The following is a 15,480-nucleotide window of genomic DNA, read 5'->3' on the forward strand; positions in this document are numbered from 1 at the left end:
AACGGCCGCAACGCCAGCTCCATGGCCATGGTCTTCCAGGCCATCATCCTGATCCTGTTCGTCGGCATCGCCATCGACCTGCTCATCTTCAGCCCCTTGGAGCGGTGGGTCCTGCGCAGCCGCGGCCTCTTCGTGAAGAGCTGAACGCACGCCTCCCGACCGACCCGGCGTGGCCCCGCCGGGCGACGGTCAGGGATTCGTCCAGGCCTCGGGGTCTTCCGCGAGGGTAACGACGTCGTCGGGCAGCCTGGCCGCCGCCACATGGGCCAGGGTGACCTCGCCGAGAATCTTGCGGACGTTGGCGCGTACGGCGATCCACAGCGGCAGCAGCGACTCCGCGGGGCCGCCGTAGGAGAGCTCGGGCGGGCGCACGCCCCGTACCGACACCAGGGGGCCGTCCGCCACGCGGATCACGTCCGCGATGGCGATGGAGTCCGCCGGGCGGGCGAGCCGGTAGCCGCCCTTCCCGCCTCGCTGACTGACCACGAGACCGCCCCGGCGCAGGTCGCCCAGGATGCCTTCCAGGAACTTGTGCGGGATGCCCTGCGCGGCGGCGATCGCCTCGGCCTTGAGCGAGGTGTCGTCCGCCGCAGCGGCCAGCTCCAGTGCCGCCCGCACCGCATAGTCCGCTCGCGCCGAGATCCGCATGCCGCAATTATCCATCACGGCCGTGTCCGCACGTCACCGGCTGCGCCGTCAGCCGGGCAGGGTGAAGGGCGGATGCGCGCCGTTGAGAAAGTAGTCCCCGACCTCGCGCAGCCTGTGGGCGACCGGCTCACGCAGGGTGTGCGTCCGGGCGTCGCGCCAGAAGCGGTCGAAGCCGTGGCGGGAGGAGGCGGCGTCGGCGCCGATGACGTCCAGGGCACGGGTGGTGATCTCCTGCGCGGCCCGGGAGGCGGCGGCCTCGGCCACGCTCGCGAGAACGGCGATCTCCGCGCACTCCTCGCCGTCGAGGTCCTCGCCCTGTGCGAGGCCGCGCATCAGGGCGTCCACCGCCTGGTCGGCGAGGGCGGACGCGGCACGTGCGAGGACGGCGAGCTCGCCGTACGCGGTCAGCGCGTTCGGATCCTGCGGTGCGCCGACCGGCCAGGGCTGCGGCGAGAAGGGCTGCCAGGGGGACCGCACGGCCCGTCCGTGCTCGCGGACCTCGGACAGCAGTCCCTCGGCGAGGCCGAGACAGAACTGGACGGAGACCAGCCGCGCGGTCGGCGCGGCCAGAGAGGCGAAGGGTGACAGGACGCCCTCGTCCGGCAAGAGGGAGCCGAGGACGTCGTCCGCCGCGACCGGCACGGAGTCGAACTCCACGCCGCCGCCGGCCGCCAGCCGCAGGCCGAAGGTGTCCCCGACGCCGCCGCTCACGACGCCCGGGCGGGTGGTGTCGACGAGGACGGCCAGCGGCTCACCGGTGCCGTACCCGGCCGCTCGGACGACCAGGCGGTCGGCGATCCCCACCCCGGTGGCATACCTCTGGTAGCCGTCCAGCAGACCGCCGTCCGCCGAGGGGGTCAGTACGAGCGGTGGTTCGTGCGAGGCGATACCGCCTCCCCAGCACCACTGCCCCGCTGCCGACTCCCGCTCGATGCGTGCGGCCCGGGCGGGGCCGGCGAAGAACCGGGGGCTGAAGGACAGGAAGTAGTGGTTGCCCAGCAGGTGGCCGATGGCCCCGTCGGCCGCGGCGACGGTCCGGACGACCGTGCAGGCCGTGCGCCAGTCGGCACCGCTTCCCCCGAGTCCGGCCGGGGCCAGCAGTGTCAGCAGTCCCGACTCGCGCAGCCGCGCGACCTCGTCGAGCGGTGGCTTGCCGGCCTGTTCGCGCTCGACCGCGTCCGTGGCGAGGTCGTCCGCCATCTCACGGGCTATGTGCGGCCAGTCCACCTGCCCGGCCCCCGCATCGGCCGAGTGGAGTGATGCACGGTGACGCGTCGGCTTCATCGTCCCAACCCCCCTCGTCACCACCACCGTAGCATTTTCCTAGTGATTCGGTAGGGAAACAGGGGTCGAGCGATATCACCTGGTGAAGCGCGACGAGCCGAGGTTCACCAGGTGACCGGTCATGTCGATCTCCACGCCCTCCGAGGTGGCGCGTGCCGAGGTGAAGCCGACGTTCTCGGGGAGTTGGACCCGCCACGTGGCCAACGGCCGTTCGCTGCCGGGGAGGTTCAGTGAGATCTCCGTGCCCTGGGCGAGCACGGTGCCCGTGCCGTTCAGGTCGCTCCCACCGGCGGTGCCCGTGACCTGGACCCGCGCCGCCTGCTCCGTGGAACCCGGCGCCTGCGAGATCCTGATGGGACCGCCCTTGCCGGCCAGCCGCGTGACCACGCCGGACAGTGCGTCGTACGACAGCATCAAGGAGCCCGTGGCGAGATTGGCCTCGGCGCTGCGCGCGGTCAGAGAGGTCACCCGCACGCCACGCAGGTCGAGATGGAACCGCTTGACGGGCAGGTAGCCGCCCTGGGCGTTGCCTTCGGTGTCGACGGTGAACTGCGACGCCGTCAGTTTGACGTGGTCGAGATCCTGGCTGAACGCCTGCGTCAGAAAGGGGAAGCCCTCTATCGACACGTCGAGGTCACCGTCGGTGCTGTTGCTGTAGCCGTACTTCTCCGCGACAAGACGGGTGGCCTCGTTGTCGGCGTAGTGCACGGCGACCCGGTCGGCCACGGTGAAGAGAACGGCAAGCACCAGCACCGTGATCCCGAGAACCTTGACCCAGCGGCGTCTCATGTGAATCTCCCCGTTGTCCCGGCCTCGCGGCCGTGCGTGATCAGTCCGGGAACCGATCATGCACGGCCGGTGCAGGGGGCAACAGCCTGGGATCAGCCCTTCACGGCGCCGGTGAGACCGCCGACGATGCGCTTCTCGAAGATCGAGAAGAAGATCAGTGCGGGCAGCATGGCGAGCGAGGTGAACGCGAGGACCTTCGCGGTGTCCACGGAGTACTCCGTGGAGAACTGCTGGACGCCGAGCGGCAGGGTGTAGTTCGCCTTCGAGTTGAGGATGTACAGGGGCAGGACGTAGTTGTTCCAGCTGCCGATGAAGCCGAGGATGCCGACGGTCACCACACCGGGCAGCGACAGTGGGATCACCATGCGGACGAAGAATCCGAGTCGGCTCGCACCGTCGATCGCGGCGGCCTCCTCGATCTCGTTGGGAATGGCCCTGAGGAACGGCACCAGGATGATGACGGTCGTCGGCAAGCCGAAGGCGATCTGCGGGACGATGATGCCGAACAGGTTGTCGACGAGGCCGATGTTCTTGATGACGATGTAGAGCGGGGTGATCGCGATGACCATCGGGAACATCAGGCCCGCGGCGAACAGGGAGTACATCGCGCCCTTGAGCTTGAAGTCGTAGCGCGCGATCACGAAGCTCACCATCAGGCCGAGCACGACGATGCCGACGGTGCTCACCAGCGCGACGATGAGGGAGTTGGCGAATTCGCCCCAGAACGTCACCGACTTCAGGACGCTGACGTAGTTGCCGACGACCCACGGGTGGGGCAGGCCGGCCGGGCTGGTGGAGATCTGCGAGTTGGTGCGGAAACCGCCGAGCACGATGTAGAGCACCGGTGCGACGCAGACCCCGATGAAGAGCAGGGCGATGAAGTAGGTGAAGGGACTCCCCCACTTCCGCGGCTTGTCACGGCGGTCGCGACGGTCGGTGGGCGTGTTCTGCCCCGAGCCGGAGGACAACCAGGAGCTGGCGGTCGTCGCGCTCATCGGGCGGCTCCTTCGGTGACGGCGCCCTGGAGGTCGCGGCGCAGGACGAAGCGCTGGTAGAGCAGCGCGACGATGAGCGAGATCAGGAACATCACGACCGCGATGGCGCTGCCGTAGCCGTAGTTGCCGGCGTTGCGGCCCTGGGCGACCATGTAGATCGCCATGGTCGAGGTGCCCGCGGTGCTGGAGATGTAGGGACCCCAGATGATGAAGACGAGGTCGAACAGTTGCAGCGAGCCGATGATCGACAGGAACGCCCAGATGCGGATCGTCGGTCCCAGCAGCGGCAGCGTGATGCGGCGCTGGATCTGCCAGTAGGAGGCGCCGTCGATCGACGCGGCCTCGAAGAGCTCGTCAGGGATCGACTGCAGGCCGGCGAGCATCAGGATCACCGCGAAGCCGATGTACTTCCATGAGATGATGCCCATCAGCGTCCAGATGGCCAGCTTCGGGTTGGAGAGCCACTCCTCCTGAAGGAAGCCCAGGCCGATGTGGTGCAGCAGGTCGTTGAGCGCGCCGTTGCTCTGGAGCATCAGGCTCCAGCCGGTGCCGACGATGACCTCGGAGATGACGTACGGCACGAAGATCAGGACCCGGATGATCGAGCGGCCGCGGATCTTCTGGTTGAGCAGGAGCGCGAGGATGATCGCCAGCGGGCCCTGGATGACCAGTGAGAGCACGAGGATCAGGCCGTTGTGCCACAGCACTTGCTGGAACGCGGGGTCGGTGAGGATCAGCTTGTAGTTGTTCAGGCCGACCCAGTCGGTGGGCGCCCCATAGCCGTGCCACCGGTAGAAGCCGTAGAACGCGGCGAGCGCGACCGGGAAGATCACGAACGCCAGGAACATGAGGATCGCCGGTCCGGACAGGAGCGCGATCTCGAGCCGCATCCTGGCACGGCCGCGGCGGCGCGCGGCCGCTCGCGGCGGAGCCGGGGCCGCGGCCGTGGCCGCGCCCCCGACTCCGGGCGTGCCCTGCGACTGGCGGCCGGTGGCCGTGTCAGTACCCAGGGGGTTGCTCATTGTCGCTTACTCAGCCCTTCGCGGCAGCGGCGTTGGTGTCCTTGACGATGTCGGCGGCGGTGCCCTTGCCTGCCAGCAGGTTCACGACGGCGGTGTTCATGGCGTTGCCGACGTTCTGGCCGTACAAGGTGTCAAGGAACATCACGGAGTAGGCGGCCTTGTTGAAGGCCTGCAGCGCCGAGACGTTGAAGGAGTCGGTGACGACCCCCTGGGCCTCCTTGTTCACCGGGATGGTGACAAAGGCCTTGGAGTACGCCTCCTGCTGGTCCTTGGTCACGAGCCACTGGAGGAATTCGAGAGCCTCCTTCGGCGCGTTCTTGGACAGCGAGTATCCGTCGAGGCCGCCCATGATGGCGGACGGGTCACCCTGGCCACCGGGGACGCCGGGGAACGGGAACCAGCCCAGGTCGGGGAGCGGCTTCTGGTCCTTGGTCAGGCTGCCGATCACACCGGGGTCCCAGTTGCCCATGAGTTCCATGGCCGCCTTGTGGTTCGCCAGCATGCCCGCCGACGACCCGGCGCCCTGCTGCGACGAGGTGGTCAGGAAGCCCTTCTGGAAGGGGCTGGTCTTCAGGAACGCGGCCAGGTCCTCGCCGGCCTTGGTCCAGCAGGCGTCGTCGAACTTGAGCGACTTGGCGGCCTTGTTCATGGTGTCCTGGCTGCACTCGCGCAGGGCGAAGTTGTAGTACCAGTGCGCCGCCGGCCAGGCGTCCTTGGCGCCGACCGCGATCGGCGCGACGTCGATCTTCTTCAGCTTCGCGACGGCGGCCTCGAGCTCTTGCATCGTCGTCGGCGTCGAGGTGATGCCGGCCTTCTTGAACAGGTCCTTGCTGTAGTAGATGCCCTCGGGCTGCGTGTCGAGCGGCATGGCGTAGACCTTGCCGTCGATCGAATAGCCCGCGAGAGCGGCCTCGCCGGCGTTCTTCTTGTCGGTGTCGGTGAGGTTCAGCGCCTGGAGCTGCCCGGCGTTGACCATGGCCTGCATCTTGCCGCCGCCGCGCTGGAGGAAGACGTCCGGGGCGGAGTTGGAGTTCAGCGCGGTCTGCAGCTTGCCGTCGAGGTCCTCGTTCTGGACCGCCTGGATCTTGATCGTGACGTCCGGGTGCAGCGCGTGGTACGCCTTCGCGGCGGTCTGCCAGTACACGGCACCGGGCCCGGGCTGTGCGTTCTCCCAGACGGTCACGGTGACCTTGCCGCCGGACGAGCCGCCACCGCCGTCGTCGCCGCCGGCGCAGCCGGTGGCGGCGAGCACGATGCTCAAACCGATCGCGGCAGCCGTCACGCCGCGTATTTCCCTCGTCATCGTGGAAACTCCCTGATCTGTCGTCATAAGCACAATGCGTGCGAAGAGTTGCGTGAATTAATGGCCCGTTGGGCGCCGAAAATCTCGTACGTGCACTGGTCCGGGTGTTCGGGCGGCCGGTCGGCCGTGGCAACAGTGAGGGTCGGTCACGCGCGCGGATTCGCGACGATCACTGCAACCCGTGCTTCCCGGTTCCGGGCATGCGCGTGTGGACGTGCCAGGTGGACGGGTGTGACCGTATGGAGTCGTCTCCGTTACGGGGGGTTTCGATCGCTCGTGAGTATGCGCTGGGCGCAGAGCGGCAGTCAATGACTAGTTTCCGAAAGTTCTTCGAAACTTCCGAAGGACTGCCAGGGCTCGAGATCGAAACATTTCGACGGCCTCTGTCGAACGCGCCCGTCCGGTTCTGATCGGCCCCGGGAATGAGTGAGGGGCCGTTTCAGATCTCCTCTGAAACGGCCCCTGACCCGCGACTCCGAAAAGTCGGGACGACAGGATTTGAACCTGCGACCCCTTGACCCCCAGTCAAGTGCGCTACCAAGCTGCGCCACGTCCCGTCGGGCGCTTGCGCGGTGACCCGCCCGAACGCCCGGGTAAACCCTACCGTACGTGAGCGGCTCCTGGCGGTCGGCCCCGTTCGGCAGGGCGGCACCGCGCTCAGCCGGTGCGCCGCCGCGCCGTGTCCATGGTGTCCTGTGCGGCGTCCATGTCGTTCGCGTACGCGAGGAAGTCGTCCACCATGCGGTGGAACAGCGTGGCCAGCTGGTGGAGTTCCTCGGCGGGCCAGCCGGACAGGGCGAGTTGCATACCGCGGGCGCCGGCCTCGCGGATGCGGGCGATGGCCTCCCGGCCCGGCTCGGTCAGCCGGATGCGCTGGGCGCGGCGGTCGTCCGGATCGGGTACGCGGGTGACATGCCCGGACTTCTCCAACTGCTGGACGGTGCGCGTCACATGGGAGGCCTCCACGCCCAGCCGGTTGGCCAGCTCGCCCGGCCGCAGCGGTTCGGAGTCGGCGATCTGGCGCAGCAGCGCCACCGCGGCGCGGTCCAGGGGCACGCCGGCCAGTCCCATCAGCCGCTCGTGCTGCCGGGCCCGTGTGCTCAGATAGGTGATGCGCGTCAGGGCGCGCTCGATCTCGGCCACCTCGGGCGAGATGGCGGGTCCGGTGGGCGACGATGCGGTGGGCATGGCTCACAGGCTACCATATCGTTGACTTACTCAAGTAGTTTGCCAGGGCGTTCGCTGCTGCGACCCTTGATCGCCGGTTCGCCACGGGCGGCCTGGACGGTGCAGGCGGCGCGGGGGTGCGGGGGCATGGACGGCGCGGGGCGCGGGGGGAGGCCGCCGCACCGGTCCCGTGGGACGTCCCCGCCGTCCCAGGGACACGGGGACGGCATCGTCGGCGGCCACCGCGGAAACGCTGGGCGACGTGTGATCACGCCATGTGGTCACCGGAACGACAGCCCGGAGGTTTCCATGATCCGACGGACCCTCACCGGCGGCCTGCTGGCCACGGTCGCGATGCTCGCGCTCGTGCCCACGGCCGCCGACGCCGCCCCGGCCGCGTCCGCCGCACGCCCCGCCGCGGCCGTGGCCGAGCAGCAGCTGCTTCCTTCGCTGCCGCCAGCCCCGGCGTGGCACGTACGGCACTCGCACCACGTCAACCACCGTGCCACGCACTACCGTTCGAGCCACCCCCTCGGCCGGGTGACCACGCACCGCTCCCCGCTGAACGTCCGCTCCGGCCCCGGCACCGGGTACCGGGTGATCGGCGTCCGGCACTCGGGCCGGCTGGTCGCGCTCAAGTGCCGGACGTACGGGTCCTGGGTGCGCGGCACCCACCAGTGGTACCGGCTCGCGCATGTGCGGGGCTACGTCTCGGCGCGCTACCTGCGCGTCCGCGGCGCCGTCCCCTGGTGCTGACGTCTCCTCGACCCCGTACGCCCTGACGGTAGGGGCCCGTTCCACCGCACCACCGTGCCGGCGGGACGGGCCCCGGCGCGTCCCGCGTCGCACCGACGCCTCGGCCGGCACACCTTCCTCATACCTCGCGGATGTGTGACGGTGACCCGAACCCGGGAATTCATCCCGACAACTGGGGGCGAAACGCCCATAGCGGAAGTCGAGTCGGGAGCAGCATGATGCGGCAGGCCCAGGAAGCGGCACCGTCGATCGGGCCGCTGGCGGCGACCCTGCGCGAGTTGAGGGACCGTACGGGCCTGAGCCTGGCGGCCCTCGCCACGCGCACTCCCTACAGCAAGTCCGCCTGGCACCGCTACCTGACCGGGGCCAAGCACCCGCCCCGCTCGGCCGTGGAGGCGCTCGCCCGGCTCGCGGGCGCCGACCCGGCACCGGCCCTGGCGCTGTGGGAGGCGGAGGGCGACGACGCGGCGGGCCAGGCGCCGCCCGTACCCACGGCGTCCGCGCCGGAACCCGCCGGCGCATCGCGGGCGCGCCGGGGACGGCTGCCGCTGCTGCCGGCGCTCACCCTGCTGGCCGCCGTCACGGCCGTGGCCACGGCCCTCGCCACCTCCTCGCGCGGCACCGCCCCCGGCACGCGGGCCGAGCCGGTCTCCCAGCGCTGCCAGGGCCGTTCCTGCCAGGGCGAGCTGCCCGGCGCCTCGGCGTGCGCCGGGGACGCGCAGACCAAGAGCGCCGTGAGCGACGCGGCGTACACCGTCCGGCTGCGCTGGTCCCCGTCCTGCGGCACCGCCTGGTCGCAGGTGCGGGTGCGGGGCGCGGTGGCCCGGGAGGTATCCGTGCGGACGGGCCGGGACGTGCTGTCGGCCGCGTACTCCGCCGACGACGCCCGGGGCGACACGAGCCCGATGCTCGCAGTGTCCTCACCGAGCGGGGTGGAGGCGTGCGCCGAGGTGAACGGGAAGGTGGCGTGCACGGGCCTGGACGCCGACCCGGGCAGCCGGCCCTGAGGCCGTGATGCCGGTGAAGACGTCACTTGATGAGCGCGTTGGCCACGACCACGAGCAGCCCGAACACGGCGTCGGCCACCCCGGTGAGCAGCGCGATCGACCATCTGCGCCCCGCCCACCTGGCCGAGACCAGGCCCAGGGTGAACAGCAGGGCGACGTTGAAGGTGAACGCCGGGTACTCCACGCCGTTCGCGGGCCACCAACCCCAGCCCGCGCCCGCGAGGATCAGCACGCTGGGCAGCGTGGCGGCGACCAGCGGCCACTCGGCCGCCAGGGCACGCAGCGCCTGGCCGCGCCGGTGCGGGCCGCGCTCGGCGATGTAGTGGGCGTAGCCGTGCGCGAGCGCGGAGGCGAACGCGGTCACCAGCAGCCAGGCGGAGTCGTAGCGGCGGCTGGCCGCCGAGTTGTGTCCGGCCACGGTGAGCGCGGCGACCATGGCACAGGCGATGACGGCGCCGTAGACCCCGCCGAAGAGCAGGAGGGAGCGGGTGTCGTGCACGGACCGCTGGGGGACGGCCGCCGGTGGGTCCGCCATGGGCTGCTCGCTTCCCGGGCGTGCGGAGACGGTCGTCTCAACGATCACCGAAGCCGTCGGTCCTCGCCACCTCGCGACCGTCTACGCCCCGCGGCCGCCGTCCGCGCGGGCCTGCGGCGGCATGTTGTACGGGGTGACGACCTGGATCGCGGACGGCAGGGCCGGCCCGGCGGGCGGCAGGGCGCCGTGGGCGCGCATCACCAGCCGGCAGGCCTCCCGCATGTCCTGGCGCAGATCGTGGTGGAGCACGGCGGACAGGCGGTGCTCACGCAGCAGACGGGTGTTGTCCTGGTCGAGGTCGTGGGCGATGAACACCGCGCACTCGCGGCCCAGGTCCTCGAACGCCCGCAGGGTGGCGATGTTCCCGCCGCCGATGGAGTAGACGGCGCGGATCTCCGGGTCGCGCTCAAGGGCGGCCCGGACGAGGTCGTACTGCGTGGCGTCCAGGCCCTGGCCCTCGGCGATCTCCACCAGGGTGCGGCGCGGCCGGGCGGCCCGCATGGCGCTGCGGAAGCCCATCTCGCGCTCCTCCTCGTTGCGGAAGAAGCCGCTGCTGAGCGAGGTGAGCACATTGCCGGGGCGGTCGCCGAGCCACTGGGCCATCAGGTACGCGGCGGTGGCGCCCGCCGCCCGGTTGTCGCTGCCGACGTAGGCGAGCCGGGCGGTGGCGGGCAGGTCGGTGACCAGCGTGACGACCGGGATCCCGGCCGCCGTCAGCCGGCCGGCGGCGGCGCCGACCTCGGGGACGTCCGGGGCCTTGAGGATCACGCCCTGCGAGCCGCGCCGCGCGATCCGGTCCAGCGTGGCGACCAGCTCACGCGCCGGGCCGGTCTCACGGAAGTGGAAACGGGAGCGGACCACGGCCGGGTGCAGGGACGGCAGTTCGGCCTCCAGGGCGGCCCGTATGGCGGTGGTGAACCGCTCGGGCGCCTGCATCACGATGTCCACCATGAACGTACGGCCGACCAGCCGCACCTGGGTGCGCTGCCGGTCCAGGTCGGCGATCGCCCGCCGCACCTCGCGCGCGGTGCTCTCGCGCACCCCTCCCCGGCCGTTGAGCACGCGGTCGACGGTGGCCTCGCTGAGCCCGGCCTGACGTGCGATCTCGCGGATCGGGAAGGGATGGCCCACAGGACGGCTCCTAGCGGGGTTTGAGGGGTTTTTGATGGCTCACTGATGGTGGTGCGAGGGGTTTGTACTGACAACAATGACAGGGCCGCGTCGCCCCCGTCACCGAAAGGACGACGATGTCCTCTCCCTCGCCGCACGGCTCCCCGCAGGACTCCCCGCGCCGCCGCACCTGGCTCACCGAGCGGGACTGCGACCTCGACGCCTTCCGGGCGCTCGTCGAGCGCGCCACCGACCTCGCCGGCCATCCGCACGCCTCGGCCGTCGAGCAGGGCGTCCTCGTCTACGACCGTGAGCGGCTCGTCGCGGCCGGGGACCGGGCCGCCGTGCAGGCCGAACTGGTCCACGCCCTCGACGAGGGGCCCGGCGTCCTGGTCGTCCGGGGCGCCTTCCCCGACCCGGCGGTGGTGGACCGGGCCACGGCGGTCTTCGACGCGCTGATCGCCGGGCAGCGCGCCGCGGGCAACACCGCCGGCGACCACTTCGCCAGGCCGGGCGCCAACGACCGGGTGTGGAACGCCCTGGAGAAGGCGGCCGCGTACGACCCGGAGAGCTTCGCCGACTACTACGCCAACGACGTCCTGGCCCTGGTCGCACGGGCCTGGCTCGGCCCCGGCTACCAGGTCACCTCCCAGGTCAACGTGGTCAACCCGGGCGGCGCGGCGCAGACCGTCCACCGCGACTACCACCTCGGCTTCCTCACCGGCGAGGTGGCCGCCGCCTACCCCGCGCACGTCCACCGCCTCTCCCCCGTGCTGACCCTCCAGGGCGCGGTCGCGCACCGCGACATGCCCGTCGAGTCCGGCCCGACGCTGTACCTGCCGTACTCCCAGCGGTACGAGCCGGGCTACCTGGCCTGGCGGCTGCCCGCGTTCCAGGAGTACTTCGCGGAGCACCACGTGCAGCTTCCGCTGGCCAAGGGCGACGCCGCCTTCTTCAACCCGGCGCTCTTCCACGCCGCAGGCGCGAACCGGTCCCCGGACATCCGGCGCATGGCCAACCTGCTCCAGATCTCCTCCGCCTTCGGCCGCGCGATGGAGACGGTGGACCGGGAGGCTGTGGTGAACGCGGTGTTCCCGGTGCTGCTCAAGCGCAAGGCGGAGGGCGTGGGCGAGGAGTGGCTGGAGCACGTGATCGCCGCGAGCGCCGAGGGTTACCCGTTCCCCACCGACCTGGACAGCGACCCGCCGGTCGAGGGCCTCGCCCCGCCCTCGCAGGCGGACCTCGTCCGGCGGGCGGTGCGGGAGGAGTGGACCCCCGGCGCCCTGCGGGGCGCGCTCCGGACCGCCGCCGAGCGCCGCAGCAGCTGAGGAGGACTCATGGCACCCACGGGACTTCTGGACGGCAAGGTCGTCCTGGTCAACGGCGGCACCCAGGGCGTGGGCGCCGCGATCGCGCGGGCCGCCGTCCGCGAGGGCGCCGCGGTGGCCGTGACGGGTCGGCGCACGGAGCCGGGTGAGGCACTGGTGGCGGAGCTGACGGCGGCCGGCGGCCGGGCGATGTTCGTCCAGGCCGATCTGGCGGACGCGGAGCAGGCCAAGGGATCCGTGGCCGAGGTGGTCGACGACTACGGCCGGATCGACTGCCTGGTGAACTCCGCCGGGCTGACCTCTCGCGGCACGCTGCTGGACACCACCCCCGAACTCTTCGACGCGCACATCGCGGTCAATCTGAAGGGGCCGTTCTTCGCGATGCAGGCGGCGGTGGCCGACATGGTGGCGCGCAAGGCCCCCGGCACGATCGTCAACATCATCACGTCCTCGGCACACGGCGGTCAGCCCTTCCTGGCCCCGTACGTGGCCGCCAAGGCCGGGCTGGTCGGACTCACCCGCAACGCCGCGCACGCGCACCGCTTCGACCGGGTCCGGATCAACGGCCTGAACATCGGCTGGACCGCCACCGAGGGCGAGGACGCCACCCAGCGCGCCTTCCACGGCGCCGGCGACGACTGGCGGGAGGAGGCGGCGGCGGGGCTGCCGATGGGCAGGCTGGGCCAACCCGACGAGATCGCCGACTTCGTCGTCTTCCTGCTGTCCGACCGGTCCGGAGTGGTCACCGGATCGGTGATCGACTGGGACCAGAACGTCCTCGGCGGCCTCGGCTAGCCGCCTCTTCCGGCACCACCGCACGCACCACCGCACAGCACCACCGCACAGCACCACCGCACAGCACCAGCGCCCCTTAGGAGCCGCACCCGTCATGCGCATCGGAATCCTCGGCCTCGGCCGCATCGGCGCCTTCCACGCCGAGACCCTGTCCGGACTCGACGCCGTCGAGTCACTCGTCGTCGCCGACCCGGTGGCTCAGGCCGCCCGGGCCGCCGCGGAACGTTTCGGGGCCGAGGTCGCGGCCTCGCCCGAGGCGGTCCTGGCCGCCGGGGTGGACGGCGTCGTGGTGGCCGCCGCGACCGACGCGCACCCGGCGCTGATCCGCGCCGCGGTCGAGGCCGGCGTCCCGGTCTTCTGCGAGAAGCCCGTGGCGCGCACCATGACGGAGGGCGTCGAGGTGCTCAAGGCCGTCGAGGCCGGCGACGTGCCCGTGCAGATCGGCTTCAACCGCCGCTTCGACGCCGGCTTCGTCGCCGCCCGCGCGGCCGTGCACAGCGGCGAACTGGGCAAGCTGCACACCGTACGGTCCACCACGCTGGACCCGGCGCCGCCGCCCGCCGCGTACGTCGCCGCCTCCGGGGGCATCTTCCGCGACTGCTCGGTGCACGACTTCGACATCATCCGCTGGGTGACCGGCCGGGAGGTGACCGAGGTGTACGCCGTCGGCGGCAACCGCGGCGCGGAGTACATCAAGGAGGCCGGCGACGCGGACACCACCGGGGCGGTCCTCACCCTGGACGACGGCACGATCGCGGTGGTCTCCAACAGCCGTCACAACGCCCGCGGTCACGACGTGCGCATGGAACTGCACGGCTTCGCCGACTCCGTCGCGGTGGGTCTGGACGACAAGCTGCCGCTGCGGTCCCTCGAACCGGGGGTGGCCTTCCCGGCCGGCACCCCGCACGACTTCTTCATGGACCGCTTCGCCGCCGCCTACCGCGCCGAACTCGCCGCGTTCACCGAGGTCGTGGCCGGGCGCCTGGCGTCGCCGTGCACGGTCGCGGACGCGCTGGAGGCCGGGTGGATCGCGGAGGCGTGCACCCTGTCGCTGCACGAGCACCGCCCGGTGCGGATCGAGGAGGTCCGCACCGTCTGACGCGCGTCACCGGGCGGCGGGCTGTGCCGGCAGGTCGAAGACGTGCCCCGGCGAGACGATCTTCGTGATCGCCTCGCCGAGGAGCGTGCTGGGCTCGCTGCCCTTGTGGTCGATGTCGGTGTTGAGCAGGACCACGAGGGTGGTCCGGGCGGACGGCAGGTAGACGGTGAGGGACTCGTAGCCGGGCAGGGAGCCGTTGTGGCCGAGCCAGCCGTGGACGTCGAAGATGCCCAGGCCGTAGCCGGCGCCGGGGATCGCGGACGGCGGTGTGACGAGCCGCTCCTTCTGGGTGGCGGGGCTGATCAGGATGCGGCCGTCGGGCAGCACGCCGGTGGCCACGGTGCGGGCCCAGACGCGCAGGTCGTCGAGGTCGGAGATCATCGCTCCGGCCGCCCAGCCCCAGGACGGGTTCCAGTCCGCCGCGTCCTGCACCCGCCCGGACGCCGTCTGGATCGTGTAGCCCTGCGCGTGCGGCCGCGGAAACTCGGCGCCGCTCGGGAAGAAGGTGTGGTCGAGACCCGCCGGCTCCAGGACGGCGGCGCGGATGTAGTCGGCGAGCGGCCTGCCGCTGACCTTCTCTATCACCAGGCCGAGCAGGATCAGGTTGGTGTTGGAGTAGTCGAACTTCTGGCCCGGCGGGAAGAGCGCGGAATGTCTGAAGGCGTACGCCAGCAGCTGCCGCGGGGTGAAGGAGCGCCGCGGGTCGGAGGTGAGCGCCTTGAAGAAGCCCTCGTCGTCCGAGTAGTTGAACAGCCCGCTGCGCATGCCGGCCAGCTCGCGCAGGGTGATCCTGTCGCCGCCCGGCACGCCGTCGACGTACTTCCCGACGGGGTCGTCCAGGCTCACCTCGTGCCGGTCGACGAGGCGCAGCAGGGCGGTCACGGTGAACGTCTTGGTCTCGCTGCCGATGCGCATGTACATGTCGGCGGACATCCTGCGGCCGGTGCTCTTGTCGGCCACGCCGAAGGACTTCACGTACCGGCCCTCGTCCGGCGTCCACAGTCCCACGATCACGCCGGGCACATCGGCCTGGTGCATGACGCGCCGGACGGCCTCATCGACCTGCCGGACCACGTCGGGGGTCAGGGGGCGCACGCCGGAGGAGGCCGACGGGGAGGGCGGGGACGGATCCGCCGGCGAGGCGGCTGAGGCGGGGGAAGCGACGGCCGTGGTCCCCGCGGTGGGACCGGCGAGCGGGGCGGCGAGCATCCCCACGGCGGTCGCGGTGACGGCACCACGGCGCAGTCCTCGGGTGCACGCGAGTGTCATGGGCCGACTCCGAGCACGTGAGACGTCACCCGCGTCACCGGAGACGGGCGCGGGGCTGCGGAGGGCGTCCTTCCGCGGCGGACGCCGACGGGCGGTGCCATGACGCGGGCGGAGCATCCGCTTTCTTACGGACCTCACGTCCCGCTGCCCTCGGCACCCGACCCGACGTCCTCAGCATAGGAGCGGCCCCGCCCCGCCGCCTGTCGGGCCCCGGCTCCAGGGCCAGGCCTAGGGCCTGTCCGGCGGATCAAGGTGCAGGTGAACGGCAGCGCCGATCCACCCAGGTGAGCGGGGGCTGGTGCGTCCAGATGCAAGGCGGAGGAGGGCGGCGACGCGATGGGGGTGCCCCCGCGCGAGCTCGTTCGAGCGTGGG

15 protein-coding genes, 1 tRNA gene and 1 pseudogene are annotated in these 15,480 nt (G+C 71.3%); 6 read left to right on the forward strand and 11 right to left on the reverse strand.

The features are described from left to right. Positions 1 to 144 (forward strand): annotated as a pseudogene (locus ABZ484_RS35785) (ABC transporter permease); the annotation flags it as partial. A gap of 45 nt (positions 145 to 189) precedes the next feature. Here the strand turns inward: ABZ484_RS35785 and ABZ484_RS35790 are convergent. The 8 genes from ABZ484_RS35790 to ABZ484_RS35825 form a co-directional block, all read right to left on the reverse strand. Beyond that, positions 190 to 648 (reverse strand): Rrf2 family transcriptional regulator, encoded by a 459-nt coding sequence (locus ABZ484_RS35790; RefSeq protein ID WP_030180751.1) that lies wholly within the window; start codon positions 646 to 648, stop codon positions 190 to 192. A gap of 48 nt (positions 649 to 696) precedes the next feature. Next, the gene (locus tag ABZ484_RS35795) at positions 697 to 1,932 is read right to left on the reverse strand and encodes an acyl-CoA dehydrogenase family protein (protein WP_358870138.1); all 1,236 of its coding nucleotides are present in this window, start codon (positions 1,930 to 1,932) and stop codon (positions 697 to 699) included. Between the two features lie 75 nt (positions 1,933 to 2,007). Beyond that, the gene (locus ABZ484_RS35800) at positions 2,008 to 2,721 is read right to left on the reverse strand and encodes a DUF2993 domain-containing protein (RefSeq protein WP_358870139.1); all 714 of its coding nucleotides are present in this window, start codon (positions 2,719 to 2,721) and stop codon (positions 2,008 to 2,010) included. Between the two features lie 92 nt (positions 2,722 to 2,813). Continuing rightward, entirely contained in the window at positions 2,814 to 3,716 is a 903-nt protein-coding gene (locus ABZ484_RS35805) for a carbohydrate ABC transporter permease (protein ID WP_358870140.1), read from the reverse strand. After that, complete coding sequence (locus ABZ484_RS35810; RefSeq protein WP_358870141.1) at positions 3,713 to 4,606, reverse strand: sugar ABC transporter permease; 894 nt, start codon at positions 4,604 to 4,606, stop codon at positions 3,713 to 3,715. The genes ABZ484_RS35805 and ABZ484_RS35810 overlap by 4 nt, the downstream gene beginning before the upstream one ends. Before the next feature lie 142 nt (positions 4,607 to 4,748). Continuing rightward, a complete protein-coding gene (locus tag ABZ484_RS35815; protein WP_358870142.1) occupies positions 4,749 to 6,041 on the reverse strand; it encodes an extracellular solute-binding protein in 1,293 nt (430 codons plus the stop codon). A gap of 483 nt (positions 6,042 to 6,524) precedes the next feature. After that, positions 6,525 to 6,598, reverse strand: a tRNA-Pro gene (locus ABZ484_RS35820). Between the two features lie 100 nt (positions 6,599 to 6,698). Then, positions 6,699 to 7,229, reverse strand: coding sequence for a MarR family transcriptional regulator (locus tag ABZ484_RS35825; RefSeq protein ID WP_358870143.1), 531 nt, complete (start codon positions 7,227 to 7,229; stop codon positions 6,699 to 6,701). A 288-nt stretch (positions 7,230 to 7,517) separates the two neighbouring features. On the opposite strand from ABZ484_RS35825, the gene ABZ484_RS35830 reads away from it, so the two are divergent. Both ABZ484_RS35830 and ABZ484_RS35835 read left to right on the forward strand, forming a co-directional pair. Further along, entirely contained in the window at positions 7,518 to 7,964 is a 447-nt protein-coding gene (locus ABZ484_RS35830; protein ID WP_358870144.1) for an SH3 domain-containing protein, read from the forward strand. Between the two features lie 215 nt (positions 7,965 to 8,179). Beyond that, positions 8,180 to 8,971 (forward strand): DUF2690 domain-containing protein, encoded by a 792-nt coding sequence (locus tag ABZ484_RS35835; RefSeq protein ID WP_358870145.1) that lies wholly within the window; start codon positions 8,180 to 8,182, stop codon positions 8,969 to 8,971. 22 nt (positions 8,972 to 8,993) lie between these two features. Here ABZ484_RS35835 and ABZ484_RS35840 read toward each other — a convergent pair whose 3' ends face one another. Further along, positions 8,994 to 9,506: a hypothetical protein gene (locus ABZ484_RS35840; RefSeq protein WP_358870151.1), complete on the reverse strand. Its 513-nt coding sequence runs from the start codon at positions 9,504 to 9,506 to the stop codon at positions 8,994 to 8,996. Positions 9,507 to 9,587: 81 nt separating this feature from the next. After that, positions 9,588 to 10,637: a LacI family DNA-binding transcriptional regulator gene (locus tag ABZ484_RS35845; protein ID WP_358870146.1), complete on the reverse strand. Its 1,050-nt coding sequence runs from the start codon at positions 10,635 to 10,637 to the stop codon at positions 9,588 to 9,590. A gap of 116 nt (positions 10,638 to 10,753) precedes the next feature. On the opposite strand from ABZ484_RS35845, the gene ABZ484_RS35850 reads away from it, so the two are divergent. The 3 genes from ABZ484_RS35850 (at position 10,754) to ABZ484_RS35860 (ending at position 13,838) form a co-directional block, all read left to right on the forward strand. Beyond that, a complete protein-coding gene (locus ABZ484_RS35850) occupies positions 10,754 to 11,944 on the forward strand; it encodes a phytanoyl-CoA dioxygenase family protein (RefSeq protein ID WP_358870147.1) in 1,191 nt (396 codons plus the stop codon). A gap of 9 nt (positions 11,945 to 11,953) precedes the next feature. Further along, positions 11,954 to 12,739 (forward strand): SDR family oxidoreductase, encoded by a 786-nt coding sequence (locus tag ABZ484_RS35855; protein ID WP_358870148.1) that lies wholly within the window; start codon positions 11,954 to 11,956, stop codon positions 12,737 to 12,739. 94 nt (positions 12,740 to 12,833) lie between these two features. Then, on the forward strand, positions 12,834 to 13,838 hold the full coding sequence (locus ABZ484_RS35860; protein ID WP_358870149.1) for a Gfo/Idh/MocA family oxidoreductase: 1,005 nt from the start codon (positions 12,834 to 12,836) through the stop codon (positions 13,836 to 13,838). A gap of 6 nt (positions 13,839 to 13,844) precedes the next feature. Here the strand turns inward: ABZ484_RS35860 and ABZ484_RS35865 are convergent, their stop codons facing one another. Continuing rightward, positions 13,845 to 15,107: a serine hydrolase domain-containing protein gene (locus tag ABZ484_RS35865; RefSeq protein ID WP_358870150.1), complete on the reverse strand. Its 1,263-nt coding sequence runs from the start codon at positions 15,105 to 15,107 to the stop codon at positions 13,845 to 13,847. Positions 15,108 to 15,480 lie beyond the last annotated feature (373 nt).

This window comes from Streptomyces sp. NPDC006393, from assembly GCF_040628575.1.
Classification (GTDB): Bacteria; Actinomycetota; Actinomycetes; order Streptomycetales; family Streptomycetaceae; genus Streptomyces.

Bases quoted from the DNA above. Each gene is read 5' to 3' on its own strand.
- ABZ484_RS35795 (WP_358870138.1), bottom strand. From the start codon at position 1,932: ATGAAGCCGACGCGTCACCGTGCATCACTCCACTCGGCCGATGCGGGG.
- ABZ484_RS35835 (WP_358870145.1), top strand. From the start codon at position 8,180: ATGATGCGGCAGGCCCAGGAAGCGGCACCGTCGATCGGGCCGCTGGCG.
- ABZ484_RS35850 (WP_358870147.1), top strand. From the start codon at position 10,754: ATGTCCTCTCCCTCGCCGCACGGCTCCCCGCAGGACTCCCCGCGCCGC.
- ABZ484_RS35805 (WP_358870140.1), bottom strand. From the start codon at position 3,716: ATGAGCGCGACGACCGCCAGCTCCTGGTTGTCCTCCGGCTCGGGGCAG.
- ABZ484_RS35800 (WP_358870139.1), bottom strand. From the start codon at position 2,721: ATGAGACGCCGCTGGGTCAAGGTTCTCGGGATCACGGTGCTGGTGCTT.
- ABZ484_RS35790 (WP_030180751.1), bottom strand. From the start codon at position 648: ATGCGGATCTCGGCGCGAGCGGACTATGCGGTGCGGGCGGCACTGGAG.
- ABZ484_RS35825 (WP_358870143.1), bottom strand. From the start codon at position 7,229: ATGCCCACCGCATCGTCGCCCACCGGACCCGCCATCTCGCCCGAGGTG.
- ABZ484_RS35810 (WP_358870141.1), bottom strand. From the start codon at position 4,606: ATGCGGCTCGAGATCGCGCTCCTGTCCGGACCGGCGATCCTCATGTTC.
- ABZ484_RS35815 (WP_358870142.1), bottom strand. From the start codon at position 6,041: ATGACGAGGGAAATACGCGGCGTGACGGCTGCCGCGATCGGTTTGAGC.
- ABZ484_RS35855 (WP_358870148.1), top strand. From the start codon at position 11,954: ATGGCACCCACGGGACTTCTGGACGGCAAGGTCGTCCTGGTCAACGGC.
- ABZ484_RS35830 (WP_358870144.1), top strand. From the start codon at position 7,518: ATGATCCGACGGACCCTCACCGGCGGCCTGCTGGCCACGGTCGCGATG.
- ABZ484_RS35840 (WP_358870151.1), bottom strand. From the start codon at position 9,506: ATGGCGGACCCACCGGCGGCCGTCCCCCAGCGGTCCGTGCACGACACC.
- ABZ484_RS35860 (WP_358870149.1), top strand. From the start codon at position 12,834: ATGCGCATCGGAATCCTCGGCCTCGGCCGCATCGGCGCCTTCCACGCC.
- ABZ484_RS35865 (WP_358870150.1), bottom strand. From the start codon at position 15,107: ATGACACTCGCGTGCACCCGAGGACTGCGCCGTGGTGCCGTCACCGCG.